Origin of the sequence: Streptomyces sp. HP-A2021, assembly GCF_022807935.1 — a bacterium.
GTDB classification, from domain to species: Bacteria; Actinomycetota; Actinomycetes; order Streptomycetales; family Streptomycetaceae; genus Streptomyces; species Streptomyces afghaniensis.
Genome location: NZ_CP094344.1, coordinates 1,103,463 through 1,127,684, shown reverse-complemented (window position 1 = coordinate 1,127,684; position 24,222 = coordinate 1,103,463). Strand labels below are relative to the sequence as shown.

General features: G+C 71.9%; 27 protein-coding genes and 1 pseudogene. 15 read left to right on the top strand and 13 right to left on the bottom strand.

Features of this window, described 5'->3' with window-relative positions; all coding sequences use genetic code 11:
• The first annotated feature begins 2 nt into the window (after positions 1-2).
• Positions 3-446, top strand: coding sequence for an SRPBCC domain-containing protein (locus MQE23_RS05245; RefSeq protein ID WP_037673599.1), 444 nt, complete (start codon positions 3-5; stop codon positions 444-446).
• Here MQE23_RS05245 and MQE23_RS05240 read toward each other — a convergent pair.
• From MQE23_RS05240 to MQE23_RS05230, 3 genes are all read right to left on the bottom strand, one after another.
• Positions 430-1,086, bottom strand: coding sequence for a hypothetical protein (locus tag MQE23_RS05240; RefSeq protein ID WP_243378397.1), 657 nt, complete (start codon positions 1,084-1,086; stop codon positions 430-432). The two genes, MQE23_RS05245 and MQE23_RS05240, sit on opposite strands and share 17 nt — an antisense overlap.
• 4 nt (positions 1,087-1,090) lie before the next feature.
• The gene (locus tag MQE23_RS05235; protein WP_020276975.1) at positions 1,091-1,822 is read right to left on the bottom strand and encodes a DUF2071 domain-containing protein; all 732 of its coding nucleotides are present in this window, start codon (positions 1,820-1,822) and stop codon (positions 1,091-1,093) included.
• Between the two features lie 248 nt (positions 1,823-2,070).
• Entirely contained in the window at positions 2,071-2,982 is a 912-nt protein-coding gene (locus MQE23_RS05230) for an alpha/beta fold hydrolase (protein ID WP_243378396.1), read from the bottom strand.
• A gap of 134 nt (positions 2,983-3,116) precedes the next feature.
• On the opposite strand from MQE23_RS05230, the gene MQE23_RS05225 reads away from it, so the two are divergent.
• Positions 3,117-3,728, top strand: coding sequence for a TetR family transcriptional regulator C-terminal domain-containing protein (locus MQE23_RS05225; RefSeq protein WP_020276973.1), 612 nt, complete (start codon positions 3,117-3,119; stop codon positions 3,726-3,728).
• 207 nt (positions 3,729-3,935) lie between these two features.
• Positions 3,936-4,634, top strand: a complete 699-nt coding sequence (locus MQE23_RS05220; protein ID WP_243378395.1) for an amidohydrolase family protein — start codon at positions 3,936-3,938, stop codon at positions 4,632-4,634.
• Between the two features lie 11 nt (positions 4,635-4,645).
• Here the strand turns inward: MQE23_RS05220 and MQE23_RS05215 are convergent.
• From MQE23_RS05215 to MQE23_RS05205, 3 genes and pseudogenes are all read right to left on the bottom strand, one after another.
• Positions 4,646-4,897 (bottom strand): annotated as a pseudogene (locus MQE23_RS05215) (hypothetical protein); the annotation flags it as partial.
• Positions 4,894-5,268, bottom strand: coding sequence for a TraR/DksA C4-type zinc finger protein (locus tag MQE23_RS05210; protein WP_020276970.1), 375 nt, complete (start codon positions 5,266-5,268; stop codon positions 4,894-4,896). The pseudogene MQE23_RS05215 and the gene MQE23_RS05210, both read right to left, overlap by 4 nt.
• 71 nt (positions 5,269-5,339) lie before the next feature.
• Positions 5,340-5,654 carry a TraR/DksA C4-type zinc finger protein gene (locus MQE23_RS05205; protein WP_020276969.1) on the bottom strand — a complete coding sequence of 105 codons (315 nt, stop codon included), beginning with the start codon at positions 5,652-5,654 and terminating at the stop codon, positions 5,340-5,342.
• Positions 5,655-5,899: 245 nt separating this feature from the next.
• Between MQE23_RS05205 and MQE23_RS05200 the strand changes: the two genes are divergently transcribed.
• From MQE23_RS05200 to secD, 4 genes are all read left to right on the top strand, one after another.
• Positions 5,900-6,853 (top strand): HAMP domain-containing sensor histidine kinase, encoded by a 954-nt coding sequence (locus MQE23_RS05200; RefSeq protein WP_243378394.1) that lies wholly within the window; start codon positions 5,900-5,902, stop codon positions 6,851-6,853.
• Positions 6,854-6,855: 2 nt separating this feature from the next.
• The gene (locus tag MQE23_RS05195; RefSeq protein ID WP_020276967.1) at positions 6,856-7,539 is read left to right on the top strand and encodes a response regulator transcription factor; all 684 of its coding nucleotides are present in this window, start codon (positions 6,856-6,858) and stop codon (positions 7,537-7,539) included.
• Between the two features lie 46 nt (positions 7,540-7,585).
• Complete coding sequence (locus MQE23_RS05190; RefSeq protein ID WP_243378393.1) at positions 7,586-8,128, top strand: hypothetical protein; 543 nt, start codon at positions 7,586-7,588, stop codon at positions 8,126-8,128.
• Positions 8,129-8,207: 79 nt separating this feature from the next.
• A complete protein-coding gene (gene secD, locus MQE23_RS05185) occupies positions 8,208-10,463 on the top strand; it encodes a protein translocase subunit SecD (RefSeq protein WP_243378392.1) in 2,256 nt (751 codons plus the stop codon).
• 84 nt (positions 10,464-10,547) lie between these two features.
• Here secD and MQE23_RS05180 read toward each other — a convergent pair whose 3' ends face one another.
• Positions 10,548-10,985 (bottom strand): hypothetical protein, encoded by a 438-nt coding sequence (locus MQE23_RS05180; RefSeq protein ID WP_243378391.1) that lies wholly within the window; start codon positions 10,983-10,985, stop codon positions 10,548-10,550.
• An 86-nt stretch (positions 10,986-11,071) separates the two neighbouring features.
• On the opposite strand from MQE23_RS05180, the gene MQE23_RS05175 reads away from it, so the two are divergent.
• On the top strand, positions 11,072-11,773 hold the full coding sequence (locus MQE23_RS05175) for a helix-turn-helix domain-containing protein (protein WP_020270979.1): 702 nt from the start codon (positions 11,072-11,074) through the stop codon (positions 11,771-11,773).
• 52 nt (positions 11,774-11,825) lie between these two features.
• Positions 11,826-12,512, top strand: a complete 687-nt coding sequence (gene folE / locus MQE23_RS05170) for a GTP cyclohydrolase I FolE (protein WP_020270978.1) — start codon at positions 11,826-11,828, stop codon at positions 12,510-12,512.
• A gap of 27 nt (positions 12,513-12,539) precedes the next feature.
• On the opposite strand, the gene MQE23_RS05165 is transcribed toward folE, so the two are convergent.
• Positions 12,540-12,884 (bottom strand): DUF6223 family protein, encoded by a 345-nt coding sequence (locus MQE23_RS05165; RefSeq protein ID WP_020270977.1) that lies wholly within the window; start codon positions 12,882-12,884, stop codon positions 12,540-12,542.
• Between the two features lie 219 nt (positions 12,885-13,103).
• Between MQE23_RS05165 and MQE23_RS05160 the strand changes: the two genes are divergently transcribed.
• The 3 genes from MQE23_RS05160 to MQE23_RS05150 all read left to right on the top strand — a co-directional run bounded on the left by MQE23_RS05160 (position 13,104) and on the right by MQE23_RS05150 (position 15,532).
• Complete coding sequence (locus tag MQE23_RS05160) at positions 13,104-14,231, top strand: histidine kinase (RefSeq protein WP_243378390.1); 1,128 nt, start codon at positions 13,104-13,106, stop codon at positions 14,229-14,231.
• Positions 14,228-14,890, top strand: coding sequence for a response regulator transcription factor (locus MQE23_RS05155; RefSeq protein WP_020270975.1), 663 nt, complete (start codon positions 14,228-14,230; stop codon positions 14,888-14,890). The genes MQE23_RS05160 and MQE23_RS05155 overlap by 4 nt, the downstream gene beginning before the upstream one ends.
• A gap of 105 nt (positions 14,891-14,995) precedes the next feature.
• Positions 14,996-15,532: a hypothetical protein gene (locus tag MQE23_RS05150; protein WP_037667777.1), complete on the top strand. Its 537-nt coding sequence runs from the start codon at positions 14,996-14,998 to the stop codon at positions 15,530-15,532.
• A 6-nt stretch (positions 15,533-15,538) separates the two neighbouring features.
• Here the strand turns inward: MQE23_RS05150 and MQE23_RS05145 are convergent, their stop codons facing one another.
• Together MQE23_RS05145 and MQE23_RS05140 are read right to left on the bottom strand one after the other, a co-directional pair.
• Entirely contained in the window at positions 15,539-16,267 is a 729-nt protein-coding gene (locus tag MQE23_RS05145; RefSeq protein WP_020270973.1) for a leucine-rich repeat domain-containing protein, read from the bottom strand.
• Positions 16,268-16,562: 295 nt separating this feature from the next.
• Positions 16,563-17,675: an ABC transporter substrate-binding protein gene (locus MQE23_RS05140; protein ID WP_020270972.1), complete on the bottom strand. Its 1,113-nt coding sequence runs from the start codon at positions 17,673-17,675 to the stop codon at positions 16,563-16,565.
• Positions 17,676-17,905: 230 nt separating this feature from the next.
• On the opposite strand from MQE23_RS05140, the gene MQE23_RS05135 reads away from it, so the two are divergent.
• On the top strand, positions 17,906-18,130 hold the full coding sequence (locus MQE23_RS05135; RefSeq protein ID WP_243378389.1) for a hypothetical protein: 225 nt from the start codon (positions 17,906-17,908) through the stop codon (positions 18,128-18,130).
• 46 nt (positions 18,131-18,176) lie between these two features.
• Here MQE23_RS05135 and MQE23_RS05130 read toward each other — a convergent pair whose 3' ends face one another.
• A complete protein-coding gene (locus MQE23_RS05130; RefSeq protein WP_243378388.1) occupies positions 18,177-19,052 on the bottom strand; it encodes a helix-turn-helix transcriptional regulator in 876 nt (291 codons plus the stop codon).
• Between the two features lie 158 nt (positions 19,053-19,210).
• Between MQE23_RS05130 and MQE23_RS05125 the strand changes: the two genes are divergently transcribed.
• Both MQE23_RS05125 and MQE23_RS05120 read left to right on the top strand, forming a co-directional pair.
• Complete coding sequence (locus MQE23_RS05125) at positions 19,211-19,531, top strand: carboxymuconolactone decarboxylase family protein (RefSeq protein WP_020270970.1); 321 nt, start codon at positions 19,211-19,213, stop codon at positions 19,529-19,531.
• Between the two features lie 59 nt (positions 19,532-19,590).
• Positions 19,591-20,004 carry a cupin domain-containing protein gene (locus MQE23_RS05120; RefSeq protein WP_020270969.1) on the top strand — a complete coding sequence of 138 codons (414 nt, stop codon included), beginning with the start codon at positions 19,591-19,593 and terminating at the stop codon, positions 20,002-20,004.
• Between the two features lie 29 nt (positions 20,005-20,033).
• Here the strand turns inward: MQE23_RS05120 and MQE23_RS05115 are convergent, their stop codons facing one another.
• Both MQE23_RS05115 and MQE23_RS05110 read right to left on the bottom strand, forming a co-directional pair.
• Complete coding sequence (locus tag MQE23_RS05115; RefSeq protein ID WP_243378387.1) at positions 20,034-21,140, bottom strand: tryptophan 7-halogenase; 1,107 nt, start codon at positions 21,138-21,140, stop codon at positions 20,034-20,036.
• Complete coding sequence (locus MQE23_RS05110) at positions 21,137-24,136, bottom strand: LodA/GoxA family CTQ-dependent oxidase (protein WP_243378386.1); 3,000 nt, start codon at positions 24,134-24,136, stop codon at positions 21,137-21,139. The genes MQE23_RS05115 and MQE23_RS05110 overlap by 4 nt, the downstream gene beginning before the upstream one ends.
• Positions 24,137-24,222 lie beyond the last annotated feature (86 nt).

Below are 24,222 nucleotides of genomic sequence, written 5' to 3'. Positions count from 1 at the left end.
AGATGCCCGACATCCTGCATCGTGTCGGCGCTGTCGCGCCGCTGGACGACGTCTACCGGGCCATCGCAACGCCCGAGGGCATCGCCGGCTGGTGGACGACCGACACCACCGGCAAGAGCGAGGCCGGCGGCCGGCTGGCGTTCCGCTTCGGCGACGTCGGCGGTTTCGACATGGAGATCCTGGAGCTCGACCCCGCCGGCCGGGTGCGGTGGCGCGTCACGGACGGCCCGGCGGAGTGGATCGGGACCGAGATCGACTGGAGCCTCAGCCGGCGCGACGAGTACACGATCGTCCTGTTCAAGCACGAGGGCTGGCGTGAGCCGGTCGAATTCATGCACCACTGCAGCACGAAGTGGGCGACCTTCCTGATGAGCCTCAAGGACTTCGTGGAGACCGGACAAGGCAGGCCGGCACCCGACGACGTCCGGATCAGCGACTGGCACTAGGTGCACTCCGGTCCGGCTCCACCGTCGCCGTGACCCGCGTGAGGGAGGGTTTCCGGGGCACCGAACCGAACCCGAAGCGCACGGGTGGTTCGACCGGTGCCATGACTCCGAGGTCGCGGCCCTCGAAGACCGCGGACACCGCGCCGACCGGCCGCATGTCCCGTACGCCGTACCACTCGCGGTGTCGCGCGCCGGCACGGCCGCGGGTTCGCACGTGGGTCGGCAGCAGGTGGGCCGGCCCGTTCGTCAGGGCGGCCCAGGCCGGGCGGGCGGCGACTGCGCCGGGTACGGACCGCAGGAGGAAGCCCGCCGGCCGTCGCCGGCCGACAGTGAAGCGCAGTTCGAGCGGCCCCGCGGTGACCGTCCAGGTGTCGTCCTCGACACTCACGTCGACCGGCACGACACGCACCTCGTCGAAGCTGTAGATGCCACCGACGAAGTCCGCCGTCCGGCGCGAGGGGGCGAGCAGCAGCCGTTCCCCGTCCGCCCGCTCGATCATCACGTCGCTGAACGGCCCGAACGGCGACCGCTGCCAGTGCCCCAGCACGACGCGCGTCCCGGAGGAGGTGCCCACGCCCGCGATCCAGCCGTCGAAGCGCAGCTGCGAGCGCCTTCCGCGGGTGCTGCGCGTGCGGCTCACGGTGCTACTCCCCGGACCGGCCCGGCATCGGGACACGCGGCCTCGACATCCCCAGCCGCACGTGCCCAACCCCTGCCGAGAAGTGCACCAGGGGCTCGGCGGTGGGCGCGGGCAGGCCTGCCGCAGCGGTCAGCGTCTCCTCGAGCACGTCGACGGCGGCGTCCGCCAGCGGCCAGGGCTCGTGTTCGACCGGCGTCTCCCAGAGCATGCCGAACCGACGGGTGTACGCCCGCCAGCGCGAGGTCAGCCACACGTCCCGCTCCGTGGGCGTGATCGGGTCGCCGGGCCGGACCACCAGGCGGTAGGAGGCCTCGCCGACCCACCTGGACCCGGCGTACGAAACGGCGTCCCCGGCGAGGGAAACGCTCAGCGTGCCCGGGTGGTACGGCGCGCCGACGGCCCGGGCCGCCGACATCAGCGGGCAGGCCACCTCGATGGACAGGAACCACAGCCCGTCCGTCCCGTCCCGGCGCCGAACGAAGGTCCGCAGGTTGGTCTCCGCGAACGTCGGGAGCCCGGGCACCAGGGCGGGCACCGCGGGAGGACGCACATCCGCCATCACGAAGGGCGTGAGCCCCACCCAGGCCGCCCCCTCGTACTCGTCCGCCACCAGTTCCTCGGGCAGCAGCGCCTGGACCGCGTCCGGCGGGTAGGCCCAGTGGACGAACGTCTGCCTCAGCCAGCCGGCCCGAAGCGCGGGAACGCGTACCCGCTGCTCCGCTCCATACGCGACCACACACGGCGAGTCCCCCGGCGTGACCGGCGAAAACGCCCGGCCCGGCGGAGACCGCCCGTGGAGCAGCGTCTCCACCGCGCTGGCACCACGCGCATCGATGACGTCCGCCAGCCGGTCGCCGTCATGAGGTTCTGCTTGGACAAGGACGTCGGGCTCGTCTTCAGTTGACCACTGCACCGTGGAGCCGTCCCCTCAGGGGCAGGGACAGAGACGAGGTCGGCGGCGCCGGGGCAGAGCGGATGGCGTGGTCAGTCGACGGAGGCCATGAATGTCAGCATCCTGCGGTTGATCTCCTCCGCGTGGTCGATCTGCGGCCCGTGGCCCGTGTTGGAGATGATCTCGGCTCGGGCGCCGCGGATGAGGCGCGGGACGCGCTCCGCCTGCCGCTGCGGGTGCACGAGGAGGCTTCGCTTGCCGAGCGCCAGGTAGAGCGGGGTCCGGATGGTGGACAGCTCCTCCTCGGAGAGGGGGAGCGGCGCCGGGCGGCGTATGCGGTAGGCGCGTACGGCCGTCCTGATCATCGTGCGCAGCTCCGGCATGACGAGGACCGGCTGCTCCATCCAGGCCGCCAGCCGCGGGCGGAACGCCTTGGGCGCGAAGGTCGCGAAGAAACCGGCGAAGATCCAGACGAAGAAGCGCAGCCCCACCTTCTCCAGGCCGCCGGGGTCGAGCAGCGTCACCGAGGCGAGGCGACCGGGCCTGCGGTGCGCTTGGTTCAGGGCGAGCCATCCGCCGTAGGAGGTGCCCACGAGGTGTACGCGGTCGAGGCCGAGTCCGTCGAGTGTCTCGTCCAGCCACTGCGCGGCGTGTTCGGGGTGGTGGATCGGCTCGCGCTGCACGCTGCGGCCGGGATCCCCCGGGGTGTCGATCGCGTACACCGGGCGGTCCGCGCTGAGGGCTGGGGTGTTCGAATACCACATGGCGGAGCAGGAGCCCGCCCCGTGCACCAGGACGACGGGGGTGCGGGATCGGGCCGCCTCGCTCGCGGGGCCGTAGCGGTAGACGCGCGTCGTGGCGAAGGACGTCTCGACGTCCTCCTCCGCCAGCGCGGCCGCTCCCAGTGCGTACACCGCGTCGCAGGCCGCGAAGTAGCGCTCCCGCCAGGCGTCGCTCACGTAGCGGCCGACATCGGCCTGGGTGCGGGCAGCGGTCTCGGGCATGGCCACCTCCGGCTCTTCGCTGTTTTGTGATACGACCGTACCATGAACTTGGTACGGTCGTATCATCAAAAGCTCCCCAGGGGGCCACAGTGGCCCGGGGGGCACTGCACGAACGACGAGCGGAGAACCGGCCGATGCCCAAGCGCGTGGACCACGCAGAACGGCGCACCGAGATCGCCGAGGCGCTCGTCCGGGTCGCCGGACGACGTGGGCTGCATGCCGTCGGAATGCGCGATGTGGCAGCGGAGGCCGGCGTGTCGCTGCGGCTGGTGCAGTACTACTTCCAGACCAAGGAGAAGTTGCTGCTCTTCGGGCTCGAGCATCTGGCGGAGAGGTTCGGGGAGCGGGTCTCCGCCCGGGTGCAGGCCGCCGGGGACAGTCCTGGTCCGCGCGCGATGGTCGAGGCGCTGCTGATGGCGGCGCTGCCGACGGATGACGAAAGCCGCACCTTCCACCACCTCTACACGTCATACGCGGTTCTGTCCGTGAACGACCGGGCGCTCGCGGCCCAGCCCTTCATCAAGAACCCTGATGCCGCCGAAGACGCCCTGGCCGAACTCCTCCGGCAGGCGCAGGAGTCAGCGCTCCTCGAGCCCGGTGTGGACGCGCGGTTGGAGGCGGCCGGCCTGCTCGCCATGTCCGCGGGCCTCGGCACCGGCATCCTCGTCGGCCAGCGCACTCCGGAGTCCGCCACAGCGGTCCTGGAGCACCATCTCAACCGAATCTTCCGCACCCGTGATGCGTGAAGGGTGTTGTAGCGCCTAGGGTCGCGGTAAGCGATTGCTTAGCCGCTTACGGTCCAGTGCGGTCGGCGGGGCCGGGAGAGACAGGGAGAGCCTGTGCCGGTCATCGATGTGTGGATGCAGCACCCCACGCTTCGCCACTCCAATCACGAGATGTTCGAGCCGTTGCGCCGGTGGACGGGGCAGGGATTGCTCAAGGAGCCGTTGCCGGTGGAGACCACGGTGGCCGCGATGGCGGCGGCCGATGTCGAGATCGGGCTGTCGGCGGCTTGGTACGGGCCTCAGGGGCCGTTGATCAGCAACGACGAGGTGGCCGAGTTCGTCGCCCAGTCCGACGGACGGCTGCGCGGGGTGGCAGGCGCGGATCTTACGCGGCCGGTCCAGGCCGTGCGGGAACTGCGCCGCGCTGTGGAGGAACTCGGCTTCGTGGCCCTGCGGATCGTGCCCTGGCTGTGGCAGCTACCGCCCACCGACCGGTTGTACTACCCGCTGTACGCCGCCTGTGTGGACCTCGGCATCCCGTTCTGCACCCAGGTCGGCCACACCGGCCCCCTCCGGCCGTCCGAGACCGGCCGTCCCATCCCCTACATCGACCAGGTCGCACTCGACTTCCCCGAACTGAACATCGTGTGCGGGCACATCGGCTACCCGTGGACCACCGAGATGATCGCGGTGGCCGACAAGCACGCCAACGTCTACATCGACACCAGCGCCTACACCGCCCGCCGGTACCCCCGCGAGATGGTCGACTACCTGCGCGGCCGGGGCCGCAGGAATGTGCTGTTCGGTACGAACTACCCCATGATCACCCCCGGGCAGGCGCTGGAACACCTCGACGCTCTCGACTTGGACGAGGAAACCACCGAGCTGTTCCTGTGCGGCAACGCGCGTCGGGTCTTCAGCCTCTGACCGCAGCGTCAGCGCCGGCCGAGCGGGCGCTGCAGCATGCGGGCACAGCCCAGGGTGTCCATGATGGCGCCGCGTTGGACGGGGTACGCCGCGCCGGTGCCGGGGAAGGGCACGGTGGGCACGTCGACGACCACGCCGCTGCCGGCGGTCCAGGCCCGGGTGCGGGCGCTGCCCATGTCCAGGGCGATGCCGCAGCAGTGCCGGCACAGCGGCCAGGGGCGGTGCCGGGCGACGGTGTCGGGCAGGTGGTGTGCGCCCGTCATGGGATGGCCTCCTTGACCTGCTGGCAGCGGGCGCAGTAGCGGGCCTGCGGCACGATCATCAGCCGCTGCCGGTCGATGGGGCGCCGGCACAGGTGGCAGGTGCCGTAAGAGCCCTCCTGCATGCGGGTGAGGGCCGCTTCGACGTCGGCGAGGACCATACGGGCGGACGCGGCGAGCTTGATGCGGACCTCCACCTGCGCGGCGGCCTGCCGCTGGAGCCGGTCCTCGGCGCGGGACGTGGCGGGTCCGGCGAGCTGACGCAGTTGCTCTTGGCGGAACAAGCGCTGCTCGTGCAGGTTCTCGCGCAGCGCGGCGAGGTCGTCGGCCGACAGGTGGGTCGTGTTCTCGCCGATGGTTTGGTGGGTCACCACGTCACCCCTTTTGAGGCAGGGCGTAGGAGGTCGGAAACGGGCGTCGGTGAGGCGGTCAGGCGGTCAGGCCGTCAGGCGGCGCGGCGCCGGCAGGTGACGCAGTAGCGCGTGTAGGGGAGGATCTCCAGACGTTCCGCGGGGACGGGTTTGGCGCAGCCCAGGCAGGTTCCGTAAGTGCCGTCCTCGATGCGGGCGAAAGCGTCCTCGATCTCTTTGAGGACCTGCTCCATCGCGGTCTTCTGGACGGCCAGCAGGTGGTCGTCGTCCGCGCTGGGCCCGGTCTCGTCGAGGGCCTGCAACTGCGCCAGCCGCGAGGTGCGGGCGTGTTCCAGGCGCTGACGGGCGTCGTGGAGGTGGGGCTCTGCCCGGGTGACATCGAGCGACATGGCCGGTCCTTTTCTCGGCGGCATGGGCGACATGCCTGGGTGGTTCGGGTGTCTCCCACCCTGGCCGGGCCGCCGGCGGATACCTATCGGGCGCGGGGCCCATTTACGCCGGGGCGGGGGATCCATACGGCGGCGCCATGCATGGTGCGGGCCGGGGGAAATGGGGGCCGGACCCCATCGACGGGGTACTCGGGACCGGGCAGGCTGGCCGGAGGCTCATTCAGGTGAAGAGAGGCGGAGGGCCGGTGTCCTTGTTCTGGCGGATCTTCGCCCTCAACGCCGTGGTGCTGGGCACGGCCACGGCTCTGCTGCTGTTGGCCCCGGTGACCGTCTCCGTGCCCGTTCTGCTCACCGAGGCGATCATCCTCGTGGGGGGTCTGGTCGTCATGCTGGTCGCCAACGCCGCGCTGCTCCGGCTCGGCCTGGCCCCACTGGGCCGGCTCACGAAGCTGATGACCACCGTGGACCTGCTGCGTCCCGGCCAGCGCCTGCCCGCTTCCGGCGGCGGCGAGATCACCGAGGTGATCCGTACGTTCAACGCGATGCTGGAGCGGCTGGAGCACGAAAGGGCCACCAGCAGTGCCCGGGCCCTGCTGGCCCAGGAGGCCGAACGGCGCCGTATCGCGCAGGAACTCCACGACGAGGTCGGCCAGAGCATGACCGCGATCCTGCTGGAGCTCAAGCGCGCCTCGGACGAGGCACCGCAGCCGCTGCGCGAGCAGTTGCACGACGTGCAGGAGATCACCCGGGAAAGCCTGGACGAGGTGCGCCGCCTGGCCCGCCGGCTGCGGCCCGGAGTGCTGGACGACCTGGGCCTGGTCAGCGCGCTGATCTCGCTCACCGAGGACTTCGCCACCCACACCGGGTTGCAGGTCACCCGCCGTTTCGATGCCGATCTGCCGGCCCTGGGGCCGGAGACGGAACTGGTCCTTTACCGCGTCGCCCAGGAGTCGATGACCAACGTCGCCCGGCACGCGGACGCCACACAGGTCAGCGTCGCCCTGCGCCACACCGACGACCACGTCGTGCTGGCCGTCACCGACGACGGCTGCGGCATCGAGGCCCCCCGAGAAGGCGCCGGCATCCGCGGCATGCGCGAGCGGGCCCTGCTCATCGGCGGCAGTCTCGAGATCACCCCGGCACCCGACACCGGCACCCGGGTCCAGCTCACCGCTCCCGTATCCAGGAAGCAGCCCTGACCATGTCCGAAGCGACCACGACCACCACGACGGGAGCGAGCACGATCCGCATCCTGCTCGCCGACGACCATGCGCTGGTGCGCCGGGGGGTGCGGCTCATCCTCGACCGGGAACCGGACCTCGAAGTGGTCGCCGAGGCCGGGGACGGCGCCGAGGCCATCGAGATGGCCCGCACCTGCGAGGTCGACCTGGCCGTGCTGGACATCGCCATGCCGCGTCTGACCGGCCTCCAGGCCGCCCGTGAACTGGCCGCCCTCAAGCCGGGCCTGCGGATCATGATGCTGACGATGCACGACAACGAGCAGTACTTCTTCCAGGCCCTGAAGGCCGGCGCGAACGGGTACGTCCTGAAGTCCGTCGCCGACCGGGACCTGGTCGCCGCCTGCCGGGCCGCGATGCGCGACGAGCCCTTCCTGTATCCGGGCGCGGTCACCGCCCTGATCCGCAACTACCTCGACCGGGCCCGCCACGGTGAGGAGACGCCCGACCAGATCCTCACCCCCCGCGAGGAAGAGGTCCTCAAGCTGGTGGCCGAGGGGCACTCGTCCAAGGAGATCGCCGACCTGCTGTTCATCAGCATCAAGACCGTCCAGCGGCACCGCGCCAACCTGCTCCAGAAACTCGGCCTGCGCGACCGCCTGGAACTGACGCGGTACGCCATCCGCGCCGGCCTGATCGAAGCCTGAACCGCGGCCCGAGCCGCGCACCACGTTCTGGAAAGGGGGACGGTGCATGCACCGCACGGCGCGCACCGCCCCCGGCACCGGCAGCGCCCGGCCCCGCATCGCGATCCTGGCGGCCGTCGTCCTGGTCCTGCTGGCCGCGCTCGGCATCGCCGGCCCGCCGCCCGGCACCTCGGGCGAGCCCGTGGTCGGCACGGTGGCAGCGGCCGGCCGGGACGGGCCGCACGGTCCGTGCGTCGGCGACGTGTGCGGCACGGTGTGGGCGGGCGGTCCGTGTGCCGATGACGGATGCGGCACCGTCTGCGTCAACGATCCGTGCGTCGGCGACGCGTGCGGCACGGTGTGGGCGGGCGGTCCGCGTGCCGACGACGGATGCGGCACCGTCCGCGCCGTCCGGGCGGCACCCCGCCAGGAGCCGTACGGCGAGCTTCCCGCCCCGCGCGGGCACCTCGCCGCCCGCGCCCCCGGCACTGACGTCACCCCCGCCGACAGTGCCGCACGGCTCCCTGAACCGGCCGTGCACACCCCCTCCTCGGCCCTTCACGCGCCCGGTGACCGCGGGCGGGCGCCCCCTGCGACCTCCGGCATCTGACACCCACTTTCCCGCTCCTCGACAGCTACCCCGGGCCCGCCACGCCCGCGTGGCTGTGGCGCGCCTGCCGGAGGCCCCCTTGAACCGTTCCGTGCGCGTGAGGGCGCTGCTCGCCCTCGCCGTGATCGCCCTCTCCCTGTACATCGCCGTCACCGTGCCGGTCCGCCTCGGACTGGACCTGCGCGGCGGGACGCAGCTCGTGCTGCAGACCCGCTCCACGCCAACCACCGACGCCGGCCCTGAGGCCACCGACCGCACCCTGGAGGTGCTGCGCGGCCGCATCGACGGGCTCGGCGTCGCCGAACCCACCCTCGTCCGCTCCGGCGAGAACCGGATCATCGTCGAACTGCCCGGTGTGCAGGACCCGAAGCGGGCGGCCGACGTCCTCGGCCGTACCGCGCAGCTCACCTTCCACCCGGTGCTCGGCACTGCCGACCGCACCGACGAGGCCTCCCGGCCGCTGCCGAAGCGGCCCCGGGAACACGTCCTGCCCGACGAGGCCGGTACGCCGCTGCGCCTCGGGGCCGCGGCCCTGACCGGCGAGGACGTCAAGGAGGCCGCCGCCCGTTTCGACCAGCAGGGCGGAGCCGGGTGGCACGTCACGGTCGACTTCGAGGGTGACGGCCGCGCCGGCTGGGCCCGGCTGACCGGCGAGGCCGCCTGCCACCCGGCGGGCGACCCGGCGCGGCGGGTGGCCATCGTCCTCGACGACAAGGTCATCTCCTCGCCGCAGGTCGACCCGTCCGTCGCCTGCCGCACCGGCATCCGCGACGGTGCCACACAGATCACGGGCTCCTTCGGCCCGGAGGAGGCCCGCGAACTCTCCCTGCTCGTCAACGGCGGTGCCCTGCCCGTGCCCGTCGAGACCGTCGAGCAGCGCACCGTCGGCCCGACCCTCGGGGCGCAGGCCATCACCGCGAGCGCCTGGGCGGCGGTCATCGGCACCGCGCTGACCTCACTTTTCATCATCGGCGTCTACCGGCTGATGGGCGTGCTGGCCGCTGTCGGCCTGGTCTGCTATGGCCTCGTCTCCTACGCCGCCCTGGCCGTGCTCGGCGCCACCCTCACCCTGCCGGGTCTGGCCGGTTTCGTCCTGGCGATCGGCATGGCCGTGGACGCCAACGTGCTGGTCTTCGAACGGGCACGCGAGGAGTACGCGGCCCGCCGCCGGCCCAGTACGCGCTCGGCACTGTCGGCCGGGTTCCGCAACGCCTTCAGCGCGATCGCCGACTCCAACATCACCACGCTGATCGCGGCCGCACTGCTGTTCTTCCTCGCCTCCGGACCGGTGCGGGGCTTCGGCGTCACCCTGGGCATCGGTGTGCTCGCCTCCATGTTCAGCGCCCTGGTGATCACCCGCGCGCTCGCCGAGATGGCCGTGAGCCGTCCCCGGGTGCGCCGCCGCCCCCGGCTCACCGGCGTCGCCACCACCGGCGCGGTCCGCGACCGTCTCACCCGCCGCAACCCCCGGCTGATGCGCCGGCCCCACCGCTGGCTGGCCGTGTCGGCCGCCGCTCTGGTCCTGGCCGGCTCGGGCATCGCGGTGCGCGGCATCGACCTCGGTGTGGAGTTCACCGGCGGCCGCCTGATCGAGTACGCCACCACCGGCCCCGTCGACCCCGACCGGGTCCGCACCGCCCTCGCCGACGCCGGGTTCCCCCGGGCCGTCGTCCAGTCGTCCGGCGAAACGGGCCTGACCGTGCGCACCGATCCGCTGACCAACGCCGAGGAGACCGAGGTCACCGGTGCCGTGCGCGACCTCGCGGGCCGGGCGGACAAGGTCCGCGACGAACTGGTCGGCCCCAGCCTGGGCGAGGAGCTGCGCCAGGGTGCCCTGATCGCGCTCGCCGTGGCTCTGGGCGCCCAGTTCGTCTACCTCGCGGCACGCTTCCGGTGGGTGTTCGGCACGGCGGCGGTCGTCGCCCTCGCCCACGACGTGGTGATCCTCGTCGGCGTCTTCGCCTGGCTCGGCAAGCCCGTCGACGGCGTGTTCCTGGCGGCCCTGCTCACCGTCATCGGGTACTCGGTCAACGACTCCGTGGTCCTCTTCGACCGCGTCAGGGAACTCGCCCGCAGGACTCCCGGGACCTCGCTGCCCGGCATCACCGACCAGGCCATCGTGCAGACCTTGCCCCGGACCGTGAACACGGGCATGGGCGCCGCGTTCATCCTCACGGCCCTCGCCGTGCTCGGCGGGTCTTCCCTCACCGACTTCGCCCTGGCCCTGCTCATCGGCCTCGTGGTGGGTACGTACTCCTCCGTCCTCACCGCCGCCCCCGTCGCGGTCCGGCTCCACCGTCGCCGCCCGCCCCGACAGCCGTCCCGCCGCACCTGACCCGGCCGGGGGACCGGAGATGCGGTGAGGCGGGTGAGCCGCTTGCCGCTCACCCGCCTTCCCTCGTCCATCCGCGGCGCCGTGTCAGTGCGGCTGCCGCTCGCCGTGGTAGCGCTGGGCGAGCCGGGCGAGGGCGACCGCGCCGAGCAGGAGACCGAAGTCGCGCAGCGCGACGTCGTAGTACCCCGGGATGGTCAGCAGGTTGACGATGATGCCGGCCAGCCAGCCGGCCACCAGCCAGCCCCCGAAGCGCGGGGCGAGAGCGACGGCGAGACCGGCGACGATCTCGATGACACCCACGGCGTACATGGCTGCCTGGGCGCTGCCAGGGACGATGTCGTTGATCCACGGCGCGAGGTAGGTGGGCCAGTCCACGAGCAGGTTGGCGAACTTGTCCAGCCCGAACAGGATCGGCGCCACCGTGAACCCGACGCGCAGGATGACGAACGCCTGGTAGCCGGGGTCGCCGAGTGCGGTCCGCCGGGACGCGACGGACGGGGAGGGGTGGGTTGTGGACGTCATGACGCACCGTTCCTTCTATCGACAACTCTCATCACCAATAGAAGCGCGGGCGGTTTCTTTAGTCAATGCCTGTGGGTTTTACACTGGTGTTCGTGGACCACCCGAAAGAAGCACCCCACCCCGACGTATCCGCCGTCGCCGCCCTGGACGAGCCGACCCGCCGGCGGCTGTACGACCACGTCGTGCGCCAGCCGGGACCCGTCAGCCGCGACGAAGCCGCCGCCGCCCTCGGCCTGGCGCGCCAGACCGCCGCCTTCCACCTCGACCGCCTGGCCGGCGAAGCACTCCTCGATGTCGTCTACGAACGGCGCAGCGGCCGCACCGGCCCGGGAGCGGGCCGGCCGGCCAAGCTCTACAAGCGCTCCGCCAAGCAGGTCACCGTCAGCCTGCCCGAGCGGAACTACGAGCTGGCCGGACGGCTCCTCGCCCAGGCCCTGGAGGAATCCGAGGCCACGGGCGAACCGGTCCGCGCCGTCCTGCACCGAAAGGCCCACCACCTCGGCGCCCGGCTCGCCGGGCAGGGCGGCCCGGACGTGTTCGAGCTTCTGGAGCGGTACGGGTTCGAGCCCCGCCACGACGGCGACGCCATCGTCCTGGGCAACTGCCCCTTCCACGCGCTCGCCCGCGAACACACCCAGACGGTGTGCGGCATGAACCTCCACCTGCTCCGGGGCGTCCTCGAAGGGCTCCAGGACAGCAGCCGCCACGCATGCCTGGCGCCCAGCCCCGGCCACTGCTGTGTCCGTCTGGAGCCGGCTTCCTCCCCGCCCGCGACCGCGAGTCCCTGACCCACCACTCGCCGCCCGCCATCCCCTTTTCCCCTCACCCGAGAGGTACGTCATGGATCTCGCCGGATCGATCAACGCCCACCCGTCGCGCACCGCCGACCTGCCCGCCCCCTCCGCGAGCATCCCCCGCCCGCAGACACCGCCATCCACCGCCGGCCCGCTGCGCGTCGTGCACGACACCGACGGCATAGACCTGGCCGAAGCCGAACGCGCCGCCGCAGACTTCCTCGCCGCGCTCGGCATCGACACCGGCACCGAAAGCCTGCGCGGCACCCCCGGCCGCATGGCCCGCGCCTACGCCGAACTGTTCAGCCCCCGCCCCTTCGACCTGACGACCTTCCCCAACGACGAGGGCTACGACGAACTCGTGCTGGCCCGCAGCATCCCGGTGCGCTCGGTGTGCGAGCACCATCTGCTGCCCTTCACCGGCACCGCCCACGTCGGCTATCTCCCCGGCCATCGCATCCTCGGCCTGTCCAAACTGGCCCGCGTGGTCGAGCACTTCGCCTGCCGGCCCCAGGTCCAGGAACGCCTGACCAAGCAGGTCGCCGACTGGCTCCAGGCCCATCTCGAACCCAAGGGCGTCGGCGTCGTGATCGAAGCCGAGCACAGCTGCATGACCCTGCGCGGCGTCCAGGCCACGGGCTCCAGCACGCTCACCTCCACCCTCCTCGGCACACTCCGCCACGACGCCCGCTCACGCGCCGAGTTCCTCTCCCTGACCGGGCTGCAGTCCTGAAGCGCGGTGTGCTCGCATCCGCTCCGGTCAGCCGGTGCGGCGCGAGCGGGTCAGGACCAGCCGGCCGAGGGCCGTGGCGATCAGCCCCACCAGCATCGCCACATAGGACCCGCCCAGCCCGTTGCCGGTGCCGAGACCACCGTCGGCGGTGGCCGCGACCAGCCCGCCGAGGGCCATGCCGATCAGTCCCGCGACCATGGCCGCCCTGGCCACGAGAGATGGGTTGACGGAGCCGAGACGGCCGGCCGGGCGGGCCAGGGCCAGCCCGGCGAGGACGAGGCCGGCCAGCCCCAGCAGCGCGCCCGTGGTGGCTCCGAGGCGCCCGAGACCGAAGTCGTGGACACCGGCGGCGAACAGGTGGCGAGCGGACATCGAGATGCTCCTTCTCTTCCCGTGACTGGATGTCGTTCGAGCATGTCCGCCGGCCCGAGCCCCGGTCGTCCGGCGGGCGCGGACACTTCGCACTACCGCCGACGCCCCACCGGCCTACCGCGGAAGCCGCAGAAGGCACACAGGTACTGCGTCCGCGGTAGCAAGCCACTCGTCCACGAAGCGGACTCGCCGGGTGCGGCAGCCGGTTAGGGTGCGCGCATGAGTGCAGGTGAGGCCGGCGTCCGGGCCCTTGTCGGAGACTGGGTCATCGCCGTGGGTGTGGCGGCGGCGCTGCTGGTCACGGGAGTGTCCGGGCAACCCTCCGCGACGGACCGGGACCTGCTCGGGTACGCGCTCCTGTCGGCCGGCGGGCTGGCCCTGGCCGCGCGCCGCCGGGCTCCGGTCGCCGTCCTGGCCGTCACCGGGCTGTGCGCGGTGGCGTATCAGGCGACCGGCTTCGATGTCCCCCTCGTCGCCTACCTGTTCGCGGTGTACGCCGCCGTACGGGCGGGACACCGGGTCGCCACCGTCGCGGCGAGCCTGACCGTGCTGGCCGCTCTCCCGCTCGCGGCTCTCGCCTCCGGCCTCCACGACACGGGCGAGGCGTTCGCGCGGGCCCGGGGCGCCCTCGAAATCGCCTGGCTGATCGCGGCCGGGGCCGCCGGGGAGGCGCTGCGGCAGGCCGAGCGGCGGGCGGACGAGGCCGAGCGCACCCGGGAGGAGACCGCCCGGCGCCGCGCCGACGAGGAACGGCTGCGCATCGCGCGGGAACTGCACGATTCGCTGACCCATCAGATCTCGGTCATCAAGGTGCAGGCCGACGTGGCCGTCCACGTGGCCCGCAGACGAGGCGAAGAGGTGTCGGAGGCGCTGCTGGCGATCCAGGAGGCCGGACGCGAGGCGGCCCGGGAACTGCGCGTGACACTGGAAGCGCTGCGCGACGACGACACGGCCCCGCCGCGCGGCCTCGACGACGTACCCGAACTGGTGGAACGAGCCGGCAGAACCGGCCTGAAGGCGACCCTGACGATCGAGGGGCGGCGGCACGACGTGCCGGCCGCGGTGGGCCGGACCGTCTACCGGATCGTTCAGGAGTCGCTGACCAACATCGCCCGGCACGCCGACGCCGGCACGGCCTCGGTCCGCATCGACTGCCGCCCGGACGCCCTCGCCCTGCGCATCGACGACGACGGCAAGGCCACACCGGCCGTCGCACCGAGGCCCGGCGTCGGGCTGCAGGGCATGCGCGAGCGCGTCACGGCCCTCGGTGGCCGGCTGCGGGCGGAGCCGCGCGGCGAGGGCGGCTTCACCGTCCAGGCCGAACTCCCCCTGGACGGGGCGTCATGATCCGAGTCCTGCTCGTCGACGACCAGCCGCTCATCCGCAGCGGATTCCGCGCACTCCTCGACCTGGAGGACGACATCGAGGTGGTGGCGGAGGCCGCCGACGGCGCCGAGGGCCTGGAACTCGCCGGAGAGCACCTGCCCGATGTCGCGCTCATCGACATCCAGATGCCCGTCGTCGACGGCATCGAGGCGACCCGGCGCATCGCCGCGGACCCGTCCCTGGCCGGGGTGCACGTCGTCATCCTGACCAACTACGGCCTCGACGAGTACGTGTTCGACGCGCTACGCGCCGGCGCTGCCGGATTCCTGGTCAAGGACATCGTGCCGGAGGACTTCCTGCACGCCGTACGCGTCGCGGCACGCGGCGACGCCCTGCTCGCCCCCTCGATCACCCGCAAGCTGATCAACCGGTACGTCACCCAGCCGCTCCCCACCCACGCCGGCACGGCGCTGGAGGAGCTGACCGGCCGCGAACGCGAAGCCGTCGCCCTGGTCGCGCGGGGCCTGTCCAACGACGAGATCGCCGACCGTCTGGTGATCAGCCCGCTCACCGCGAAGACCCACATCAACCGGGCCATGACCAAGCTCCACGCCCGGGACCGGGCCCAACTCGTGGTCCTCGCCTACGAATCCGGACTGGTGGCCCCACGCGACTCCTGACACCGACACCGGCGGCCCGTCACCGGGTTTCGCCGGACCCCTCCACCCTCGGCGGGCTACTGTACGAACACGCCGCGCTGCTCTCGGTCAACCGAGGAGGAAACTGTGTCATCGCCCTGCGGCCCCGAACACGCTCCCGCCGGAGACGTGGGCGCGGCACTCATGATGATCGACTCTCGGCTCAAGGCCATCCACGACGGCAGGTCCCAGACCGACGCCGAGCAACAGGCGCTGACCGACCAGTTCGCCGCCTCCTTGGGCCCGCGCGGGGTCGACGACATCCTGGACGGCGCGTGCACGCTGATCTACATGTTCATGCAGTGGCTGCGGATGGCCTACGAGGAGCACGGCAAGGACGTCATCGAGTGCGTGGTGCCCAACCTCGTGGCCACGATGCGCATGATGCCCAGGAGCGTCCGTCCCGAAGCCATCCCCACCATGGCCGGCCTGCTCGTCGCGGCAGGGACCGGCCTGAGCCCCAGCCTGTGGCGCAAGCAGTACGGAGACTGGACCATGGACGAGATGAACCCCCTGGAAGCCACTGCCTTCCTGCTCGCGGAGCACATCAACCGACTCACCGACGACTGCGACTTCGCCACCCGCATGATCACTGAAGCCCTGACCAGGGCGGACGAAGCCTGAGGCGATTCACAACAGGACCACGCAGCCGCGCCGCTCCAGCTCGGCGAGCAAAGCCGGGGAGGGCGTGCAGGGGTTCCAGCGCAGATCCAGCTTCTCCAGCGCGGGCATCCGGGCGACCCGGTCCGGCAGCCGGACGATGCGGTTGCCGCGCAGGTCGAGCTGACGGAGCCGGGGCAGGCACGTCAGGGGCTCCGGCACCTCGTCGAGCGCGTTCTCCCGCAGGTCCAGGTGCCGTAGCTCGCCCAGTTCGGCGACCGAGGCCGGCAGACTGGTCAGCTTGTTCCCCCGGAGCCAGAGTTCGCGCAGCTTGCGCAGGGACCCGATACCGGCGGGCAATGTAGTCAACAGGCTGTGCTGGGCCCGGAGTTCGACCAGCTCCGCCATGCGGTCGATGGTTTCGGGCAAGGCGGTGAGAGGGTTCTCCCCGACATTGAGATAGCGCAGCCGTGTCAGGTTCCCCAGAGTGTCAGGCAGTTGGGACAGGCGGTTGTCGTGCAGATAGAGGCAGCCGCTGAGTTCGGTCAGGTCGCCGAGAGCGTCTGGAACCGAGGTGAGCTTGTTGTGGCCGAGGTCCAGGGTCGTGAGCCGGCGCAGTAGCCCGATCTCGGAGGGCAGATCGGTGAGCCCGTTGTCCGCCAGAATCAGCACCTCCAGTTCGGTTCGTCGCCAGACCGACGCGGGCACTTCACCGAGCTGGTGACGCCAGAGGCTGAGCGTGGTGGGTGAGGGCTGCACGGCGTCGACGCTACCGCGTCCTCCCCGAGCCCCGACAGCTACGGCACCACACCCATTCCGACCTGTAACCGCCCTTCATCACGGAGTACTCCCGAGTCAGCGTCCTCCCCCTGCCTCGGCAGTTGAGGCACGCGTCGGGAGGGAGGGGCCGAGCGTACTCACAGATCGACCAGAGGACACCGACGACGATGATGAAAACGACCCAACCATCCATGACTCCTGCGTAGGCGGCCTCGTACCCGCTGCCAAGCCTCTGCCCCGAGGCGCGAGTGGTGTTGCACAGGCGCGCGGAGGCTCAACCGGCGTGGCGGATCCGGAAGCGATCGGGATTCGCCGGGTCTCGGTCCACGACTTGGATCGGTGGCACGGCCCATTGCCACACATCGATGCCTGGTACGCGCGAGAACCGGATCTGACCGCGGGTGCCTGCCACGTTCACGCGTGGCCAGGACGCGGCCGTGCGTGCCCGGTCCGTGCCGTGCGTACGCAGCAGGTCGGCGAGGACGGCGATCGTGTCGTAGCCCTCGAAGGCCACGAAGGAGGGCGCTGCGGCCAGGCGTTCGCGGAGGGTCGTCTCGACTCGTGTGCCGACCGGCCCGAGGCGCTCGGGCCGGTAGCGCAGGAACGGGACCGCGGCGCCGTCGTCGCCCAGCAACGTCGCCCATTCCGCGAACTCCGGCTGCCCGGCCGGGGCACCGATCGTCACCTCGGCGAGGCGCTGGTCGCGGCGGACGGACTGGACGATCGGCACGGCCGGCTCGGGGTGGCCGACCAGCAGGAGGAGGGCCGTCGCGCGATGACCGACGAGCTCGTCGCAGACGGCCGTGGGGGTGAGCGTGCTCATGTCGAGCTCGATGACGGTGCCGCCGCGCGGAGTGAGGTAGTCCCGCAGAATGCGGGTTCCGGACGCCCAGTAGACACTCGGCTGGGTGGCTACGGCGATGCGGCTGTGGCCCGCAGCGAGGAGGAAGTCCGCGTAGAACTGCCAGCCGCGGGACTGCGGCGGGGAGAGACGCGCGACCCATTGCGTCGGCTGTTCGGTGAGCGCGTCGAGAACCGCTGACGAGCAGAGGAACGGCAGCCCGAGCGCGTCCGCCCTGGCGGCAGCGGCGCGGGCGACGACGCTGTGATACTCCCCGGCCAGCGCGGCCACGCCCAGGCCGGCCAACTCGTCCACGGCCGCCGCGGCCCTCTGCGGATCGGCCGCGGTGTCCCGGACCACCAGTTCGAGGGGCCTTCCGGCGATCCCGCCCGCGTCATTGACCTCACCCACGGCCAGCTCGAGCCCGGCGAGCAGGTGCCGGCCGGCCTCGACCCAGCCGGGCCGGGTCAGCGGAACGAGAGCGCCGATCCGGACGGCTGATCCGTCAGTCCGCTCCGCTCCAGGGGGCCATGGCGGCGTGTTCATGGGTGGGCGCCTCCCGCGCGACGATTCCGTTGCCGTCCGACGCCGGGAAACCTACATCACGAAAGTCCAGACGGTAGGCCGCCGCCGGGACTTCACTTGCCGACGAGGCGCATGTGCTGGTCGTTGTAGCGGTCGCCGGGGATCGGAGCGATCCAGGGCCGCCGGGCGAGGAGCCAGGACAGGGCGACCTGCCCGGACGTGGCGTTCCTGGCCCGCGCGAGCGTGGCGACGTGGTCGACCAGAGCCCGGTCGGCGGCGAGGTTGTCCTGCTCGAACCGCGGGATGCCGGCGCGGATGTCGCCCTCGAGGCGTCGGCGACCCGCTCGATCTGTTCGGGCCGGCTGCCGAGTCCGACCGGTGTGCCGTCCTCGATGCGCCAGCTGAACCTGGTGGCGATGACGACCCGGTCGCGCACCGGCGCGAGCGCCTCACCCACGAGTTCTTCGTTGACGTAGGGGCCGCGAAAGACGGTGAACGAAGGACTGCGGCCGAGGACGCTGTTCAGCCGCGGTCGGCGGCGGCGGACGCGTCCTCGGTGGACGCCCACGCGGCCAGCAGTTGCAGCGCGTCGTGGGCCTCGGTGGCAGGCTCGGCGGAGTAGGCGGTCAGGGTCAGGCCCGGCTGCGAGGGCAGCTCCATCGCGTCGAAGTCGAGGGTGATCTCGCCGATGGCCGGATGACGGAAGGCCTTGCGGCCGGTGTGGTGCAGGCGCACATTGTGCTTGGCCCAGGCGGTGCGGAACTCCTCGCTGCGGGTGACGAGTTCACCGATCAGCCCGGTCAGGTCGGTGTCGCCGGGAGCCCGTCCGGCCTCCGTGCGCAGCAGGGACACCGTGGTGTTCAGGGACGCCTCCCAGTCGGGGAAGAAGTCCCTGCCCGCGGGGTTCAGGAACTGGAAGCGGGCGATGTTGACCGTCTGAACCCCGTGATCGGCGAACAGGGGCGCGTACAGCGCGCGCCCCAGACGGTTGACGGCGAGGATGTCCAGGCGGCCGTTGCGGATGAAGGCCGGGGAGTCCGTCATGGAGTCCAGGACACGCAGCACACTGTCCGGCAGCGGGCCGCGGGCGCGGTTCGTGCGGCGGGCGGGACGTCTGGCGACGGCGCGGGCCAGGTCGTACAGGTGGGCGCGCTCGGCGTCATCCAGCCGCAGGGCGTTCGCGACGGCGTCGAGGACCTCCTCGGACGCCCCGGCGAGGTGACCGCGTTCCAGACGGACGTAGTAGTCGACGCTGACCCCGGCGAGCAGCGCGACCTCCTCACGCCGCAGCCCCGGCACGCGCCGGTTGCCTCCGTAGGCGGGCAGACCGGCCTGCTGCGGGGTGATCTTCGCGCGCCGGGAGGCGAGGAACCCGCGGATGTCGCTCTCGGTACTCACGCGTTCCAGGCTAGGACGGCCGGCCCGGATGAGGGGGGTCCTGTCAGTACCTGGAACGACCGTGCCTTCCCCACCCAGCTGACCTGCGGTTTCCTCGAAGACGGCGGATCCCGTGGATCCACCGGAACGTACGCGAAGTCATCACAGGGAGTCATGAGATGCCGAAGCAGTCCGCACCTCAGGAGCTGGCCCGGATCGCGCCGAAGCTCGTCGAGGTCACCGACGACGTGCTCTTCGGCGACGTGTGGGAACGCGCCGAGCTGTCCCCGCGGGACCGGAGCCTGGTGACGGTGAGCGTGCTGGCCGCGCTGTACCGCAGCGAGCAGTTGCCCTACCACCTGGGTGTCGCGCTGGAGAACGGGCTCACGGTGGAAGAGCTGTCCGAGGCGATCACGCACCTGGCCTTCTACGCCGGCTGGCCCAACGCCATGACCGCCGTCACCCAGCTGAAGAAGATCACCGACGAGCGCGCCTCCTGACGCCCGAGCCGCCCGGCCCGCCCGCACCCCGCCACCTCTTCGGAGCAAGGAAAACAGTCGTGGAACACATCACGGAAACCCCCACCGTCACAGCCCCGGCCGAGCGCTTCACGGGCGAGGTCTACCTGAACATGATCGAGGCGCCCGCCGATCCGGCCCGCCTGGCGTCCGCGCTGGTGCGCTTCACCCCCGGTGCCCGGACGAACTGGCACTCCCACGCCAAGGGCCAGGTCCTGTACGTCACCGACGGCGTCGGCCTGGTCGGCACCCGCGACGGCGACGTGGTGCGGATCACCGCCGGCGAGACCGTCAAGTGCCCGCCCGGCGAGGAGCACTGGCACGGCGCCACGGACACCACCCTCATGGCCCACATCGCCATGGTCGTCGGCGACGGGAGCGGCGACGGCACGAGCTGGCTGGAGCCCGTCACCGACGAGCAGTACACCGCCGCCCTGGCCGCCACCGGCAGGTGACACCACTGCAGACGTACCCCTGGGGGCCGTCAGTGTGCGTGTTGCCGACGTTGCCAGAACGTGTGCCCCGGCCAGCGCCGTTCCTGGCCGTAGGTCTCGGCGTGATGCCGCTCGTAGGCGTCCGTGATCCGCTCCAGGAACCGGGAGTAGTCCGCGAGGGCGGCAGGCCGCCCCGACAGGCACCGGTCGACGGTCAGGCCGGCGCGGGCTCCGGTGTGCAGGGCGTTGAGGATGCCCTGGGAGGAGAGCGGGTCGAAGGCGAGGGCGGCGTCTCCGGCGGCGATCCATCCGGGACCCGCAGCCGGGTCCAGGCGCAGCCCGTACGCCGCGGTCCAGCGTGGCACCGGGGCACAGGCCGGGTGGTAGCCGTCGAGGCGGGTGCGGACGTGGCGGGTGTCCCCGATCGCGTCGAGGAATCCCTCGGCGGTGCGCAGGGCGGAGTCGGTCAGGTCGGTGTCGGTGAGGTGTGCGACCAGTCGTCCGGCCGGCACCCTGGCCGTGTACCACCAGCCTCCGGGGACCGCCTCGACGAGCGTGCGGAGCTCGGTGTCCTCGCTGCGATGACCGGGCAGTCGACGTCCGAACAGGGCGTACGCGGCGACGAGCCGGTCCTGCTTGCGGCGCCGGCCCCGCCGGCGGCCGATCACGGCGCGACGGCCGGTGGCGTCCACGAGCCACTCGCAGCGCTCCTCGCCGAGCCGGCCCCCTGCGCGGATCAGTACGCGCCGGTCGCCCGCGTGCGTGCGATGCGGTACGGCCTCGGCCCGGCGCACCTCGGCACCTGCGGCTTCCGCGGACCTGCGCAGAAACGCGTCGAACCGGGTCCGGTCGAGGTGCCAGCCGTGTCCGTGCGGGTCGTGGAGGTGGCTGTGGCCATGGAGCGTCTCCGAGCCCCAGGAGGCGTAGGTCCCCACGCACCGCAGATGAGGGGCCGCCGCGAACTCGGGCCACAAGCCCAGATCGTGCAGCAGCGGCCTGGCTGCGGGCGGCAGGGTCTCCCCGATCCGGAACGGGGCTGACCCGGGACCGCACGTGCTCTTGTCGACGAGCAGGACACGGCGCCCGGCCCGCGCCAGTACCAGGGCCGCGACGGCACCCGCAGGACCGCCTCCGGCCACGATCACCTCGTAGGTCACCGATCGTCCGGGAAGCGCGCGACCTTCTCGAAGTAGCCTGCCATCACCTGCTCGTGGGGGACGTCCGTCCGGGCGAGGGCCGCGGCCAGGGCGCCGCCGTTCAGTGCCGGGTCCGCCGCCTCCGGCACGTGCAGGCACCGCAGGTTCCGCAGAGCGGGCGGAGGCTGCTCGGGACGGAAGCCCACCGCGGACTCCACGAACATCGTCGCGGGCAGCTCGGGGTCGTCGGCGGCCCCCGTGCGCCGTTCCACGAGGCCCAGTTTGCCGAAGTCCTTGACCATGGCGTTCATCTGCTCGATGCGGTCCGGGGGCAGCCACCTGTCCCACACGGCCCGGCGCTCGAAGGCGGCCCGCCGCTCCTCGGCCGGGCTGCCGGGGTCGACCGCCGTCTCGTAGTCCTGCTCCGTCAGGACGTGGTTGGGCACGCGCGCGGGCCAGAAGGTGGGCAGGTAGGGGTCGTAGCGCGGGCCGTACCCGAGGTAGTAACCGGAGCGGCAGCGGGCGGTGTCGGTCTGCCAGGGCACCGCCATCCACCGCGTCAGGTCGCCCGGGCCCTGCGCGTACAGCGGGCCGTCGACGCCGAGGGCCGTCTGCGGAGTCAGCACCTGGCCGAAGTCGGATTCGGGGATGCCGGGATCGCGGTGCCGCACCCGGAAGGGGGCCGAGTACAGCGTGCTGTGTCGCATCGGCCAGGACATCTCGCACCCCGGGTGGAACGCGTCGGCCAGACAGAACGACAGGGCCGCGCGGTCGAGCATGCCCGGCCGGTCTGCCAGTGGCACCTCGTCGAGGCCGGCGGGCGGTACCGCCGAAGTGTCATAGTCGGAGTCGAAGTCCCCGGCGGCCCACCGGGCCAGAGACCGGTACTGCAACGACGACAGCGTCAGGTGCTGCCGTGCGGAGACCGGCCGCACGCTCATCGAGTCGCCGTAGAGCGGCGGCCACGGCACGGGCGAGAGCCCGTCACGGTCGAGGTCCCGCATCGTGGCCCAGACCTGCTGGCGCAGCTCCGCGTTGCGGGGCCCGGGGTCCGCCAGCCGGGCGAGCCGCCCCGGCGCCAGGAAATGCTCACGGCCGCCGTGCCCGAACAGCGCGGCGATGCCGCGATTGACCCACTGCAGATCGCACAGGCGCCGCAGGATCGGCAGGACGTCACGGGTGAACGAAACGTTCTCCGGGGGCGGCAGAGTTCCGCAGGAGACGAAGACGTCGCGCATCAGGTCGTACATCGTGCGCACGGACTTCAGCTCCGGCGCGAAGTTCGGTGGTGCCACCACCACCCAGGCCGGTTCGACGGGCACGGAGCGGCCGTCGACGCGCACGCGCGCGGTCACCGGGCCGTCGGAGACGTCGTCGTGCCAGCCGTCGTTGTTGGCGAAGTGCGTGGCCTGAGCGTGGTCCACCGAGGCCGAGACGCCGTGCCCGCCGAGGAACACCAGCCGGCCGGCGCCGTCCGTGCGCACCTCACCCAGGTGAACGGGCTTCCCGAGGAAGCAGCCCGTGTCGAACCGGTACTCGGGCCGGCCCGCGCGGTCCCGGCCGCGGATCGAGCGCGGACCCGGGTCGATGACCAGCCGGCCACGCTCCTCGGCGGGCACCTTGGGATTGCGGGGCGTACTGGCGGGCGCGGCGGCCGCCTCGGGGATGTCCAGGGCCAGCTGGAACTGGTACCAGGCGGCCTTCTTGTTGGCCACGTGCACGGTCCACCGGATGTCCGCGTTGTCCGCGGTCAGCTCGGCGACCGGCTCCCCGGCGGCGTTGTAGCCATAGACACGGAAGCGTGCCGCCTGCCGCTTCAGGGCGCCGGTCGCGTCCTTGTACGACCCGGCGGGCAGTGGGGGAGGATCGTCCACCTCCGGCGCGAGGAAGAACTCCTCCGCGCTGTCCCCGACCCGTGCGACACCGATGGCGGGATGGATCGCGGCCCGCACGATCCGGGTGTCACGCCCGTGGGGCTCGCCGGACGGCGGCCGTGCGGGACCGGGTTCCGCGACCGGAACGCCGTTCGCGTCGCGGCGCCGTGCGGCCGACGCCCGGTACACGACCTTGCGGGCCTCCGCGATGCTGCCGACCGGCTGGTGCTCGGCCAGGCAGTGCCAGGGGTTGTAGGCCAGGTTCTCGCCGTAGGCGTCCTGCCCGCGCGCCCGGACGTCCTGCTGATGCAGCGTCAGTCTCGCCACGCGCACCGGGGGGCTCAGCGATTCCTCCCAGCGTACGGTGGCACGGTCCAGGGGCATCCGGTCCGGGTCCGTGCGGAACTGCACCATCAGGTCGAAGGCCGCCTCACCCGCGGCCAGCCGGTGCCGCAGGTCGCCCCGGAAGAAGGAGGGGTCCTCGTCCGGGGGCACCGCCTGCGGATCACCGGGCGGGCAGGAGACCGGGACGAGCACGTACTTCACATGGCGGTCGGGCCCGAACGCGTACGGCAGCACGCCCCAGTACCTGGCCGTCAGCGCGCTCTCCTCGGGCTTGCGCATGGCCTGCAGAATGGCGCGGGTCACCGGGTGCGCGTTCTGGTACGCGATCGGGTCCTGCTGGAACTCGCACATGTCCCGGGCGGTGTCGACGAAGAACACGTCGTGGTTCTGGAGCACGAGATCCTGGGTGTCCGCCCGGCCCTCGTCCTGAAGCAGCTTCGGGCCGGGAACGCCGAACAGCTTGATGCCCATCCCGAGGGTCCGGCGGAAGTCCGGACGGTCCGGCAGGGTGTCGCTGGAGAAACGGACCCAGGCGGTCAGACCGCCCGGCTGGTCCCGGGCGGCCCCGAGGAAGCCGATGCACAGGTCCGGCGGCAGGTCAGGGGCGACCGTGAGCACCCCCCGGGCGGTGCCGTGGTACTTGACGAAGACCGGGCGCAGCACCGGTTCCTGCCCCTGGGCGATCCGCTGCCCCATGCGCTTGTCCACGAATTCGGCCACGATGCCGGCGATCGGCTCGGCCGCGCAGTCGGGCAGGGCATGCGACGAGTTCTGCTGGGGGTCGGCTGTCCCGGTCATGGGCGCGCTCTCCTGCTGGTCGAGCTGATTCGGCGTTCCCTGCTCATAGGTGGAACAAGACCGGGAAAAATATGCCTAAGTCGCTC

Excerpts from the sequence above, each read along its gene's own strand:
- MQE23_RS05245 (WP_037673599.1), top strand. The coding sequence starts at position 3 with ATGCCCGACATCCTGCATCGTGTCGGCGCTGTCGCGCCGCTGGACGAC.
- MQE23_RS05230 (WP_243378396.1), bottom strand. The coding sequence starts at position 2,982 with ATGCCCGAGACCGCTGCCCGCACCCAGGCCGATGTCGGCCGCTACGTG.
- MQE23_RS05225 (WP_020276973.1), top strand. The coding sequence starts at position 3,117 with ATGCCCAAGCGCGTGGACCACGCAGAACGGCGCACCGAGATCGCCGAG.
- MQE23_RS05205 (WP_020276969.1), bottom strand. The coding sequence starts at position 5,654 with ATGTCGCTCGATGTCACCCGGGCAGAGCCCCACCTCCACGACGCCCGT.
- MQE23_RS05195 (WP_020276967.1), top strand. The coding sequence starts at position 6,856 with ATGTCCGAAGCGACCACGACCACCACGACGGGAGCGAGCACGATCCGC.
- MQE23_RS05190 (WP_243378393.1), top strand. The coding sequence starts at position 7,586 with ATGCACCGCACGGCGCGCACCGCCCCCGGCACCGGCAGCGCCCGGCCC.
- MQE23_RS05180 (WP_243378391.1), bottom strand. The coding sequence starts at position 10,985 with ATGACGTCCACAACCCACCCCTCCCCGTCCGTCGCGTCCCGGCGGACC.
- folE (WP_020270978.1), top strand. The coding sequence starts at position 11,826 with ATGGATCTCGCCGGATCGATCAACGCCCACCCGTCGCGCACCGCCGAC.
- MQE23_RS05165 (WP_020270977.1), bottom strand. The coding sequence starts at position 12,884 with ATGTCCGCTCGCCACCTGTTCGCCGCCGGTGTCCACGACTTCGGTCTC.
- MQE23_RS05160 (WP_243378390.1), top strand. The coding sequence starts at position 13,104 with ATGAGTGCAGGTGAGGCCGGCGTCCGGGCCCTTGTCGGAGACTGGGTC.
- MQE23_RS05155 (WP_020270975.1), top strand. The coding sequence starts at position 14,228 with ATGATCCGAGTCCTGCTCGTCGACGACCAGCCGCTCATCCGCAGCGGA.
- MQE23_RS05140 (WP_020270972.1), bottom strand. The coding sequence starts at position 17,675 with ATGAACACGCCGCCATGGCCCCCTGGAGCGGAGCGGACTGACGGATCA.
- MQE23_RS05125 (WP_020270970.1), top strand. The coding sequence starts at position 19,211 with ATGCCGAAGCAGTCCGCACCTCAGGAGCTGGCCCGGATCGCGCCGAAG.
- MQE23_RS05110 (WP_243378386.1), bottom strand. The coding sequence starts at position 24,136 with ATGACCGGGACAGCCGACCCCCAGCAGAACTCGTCGCATGCCCTGCCC.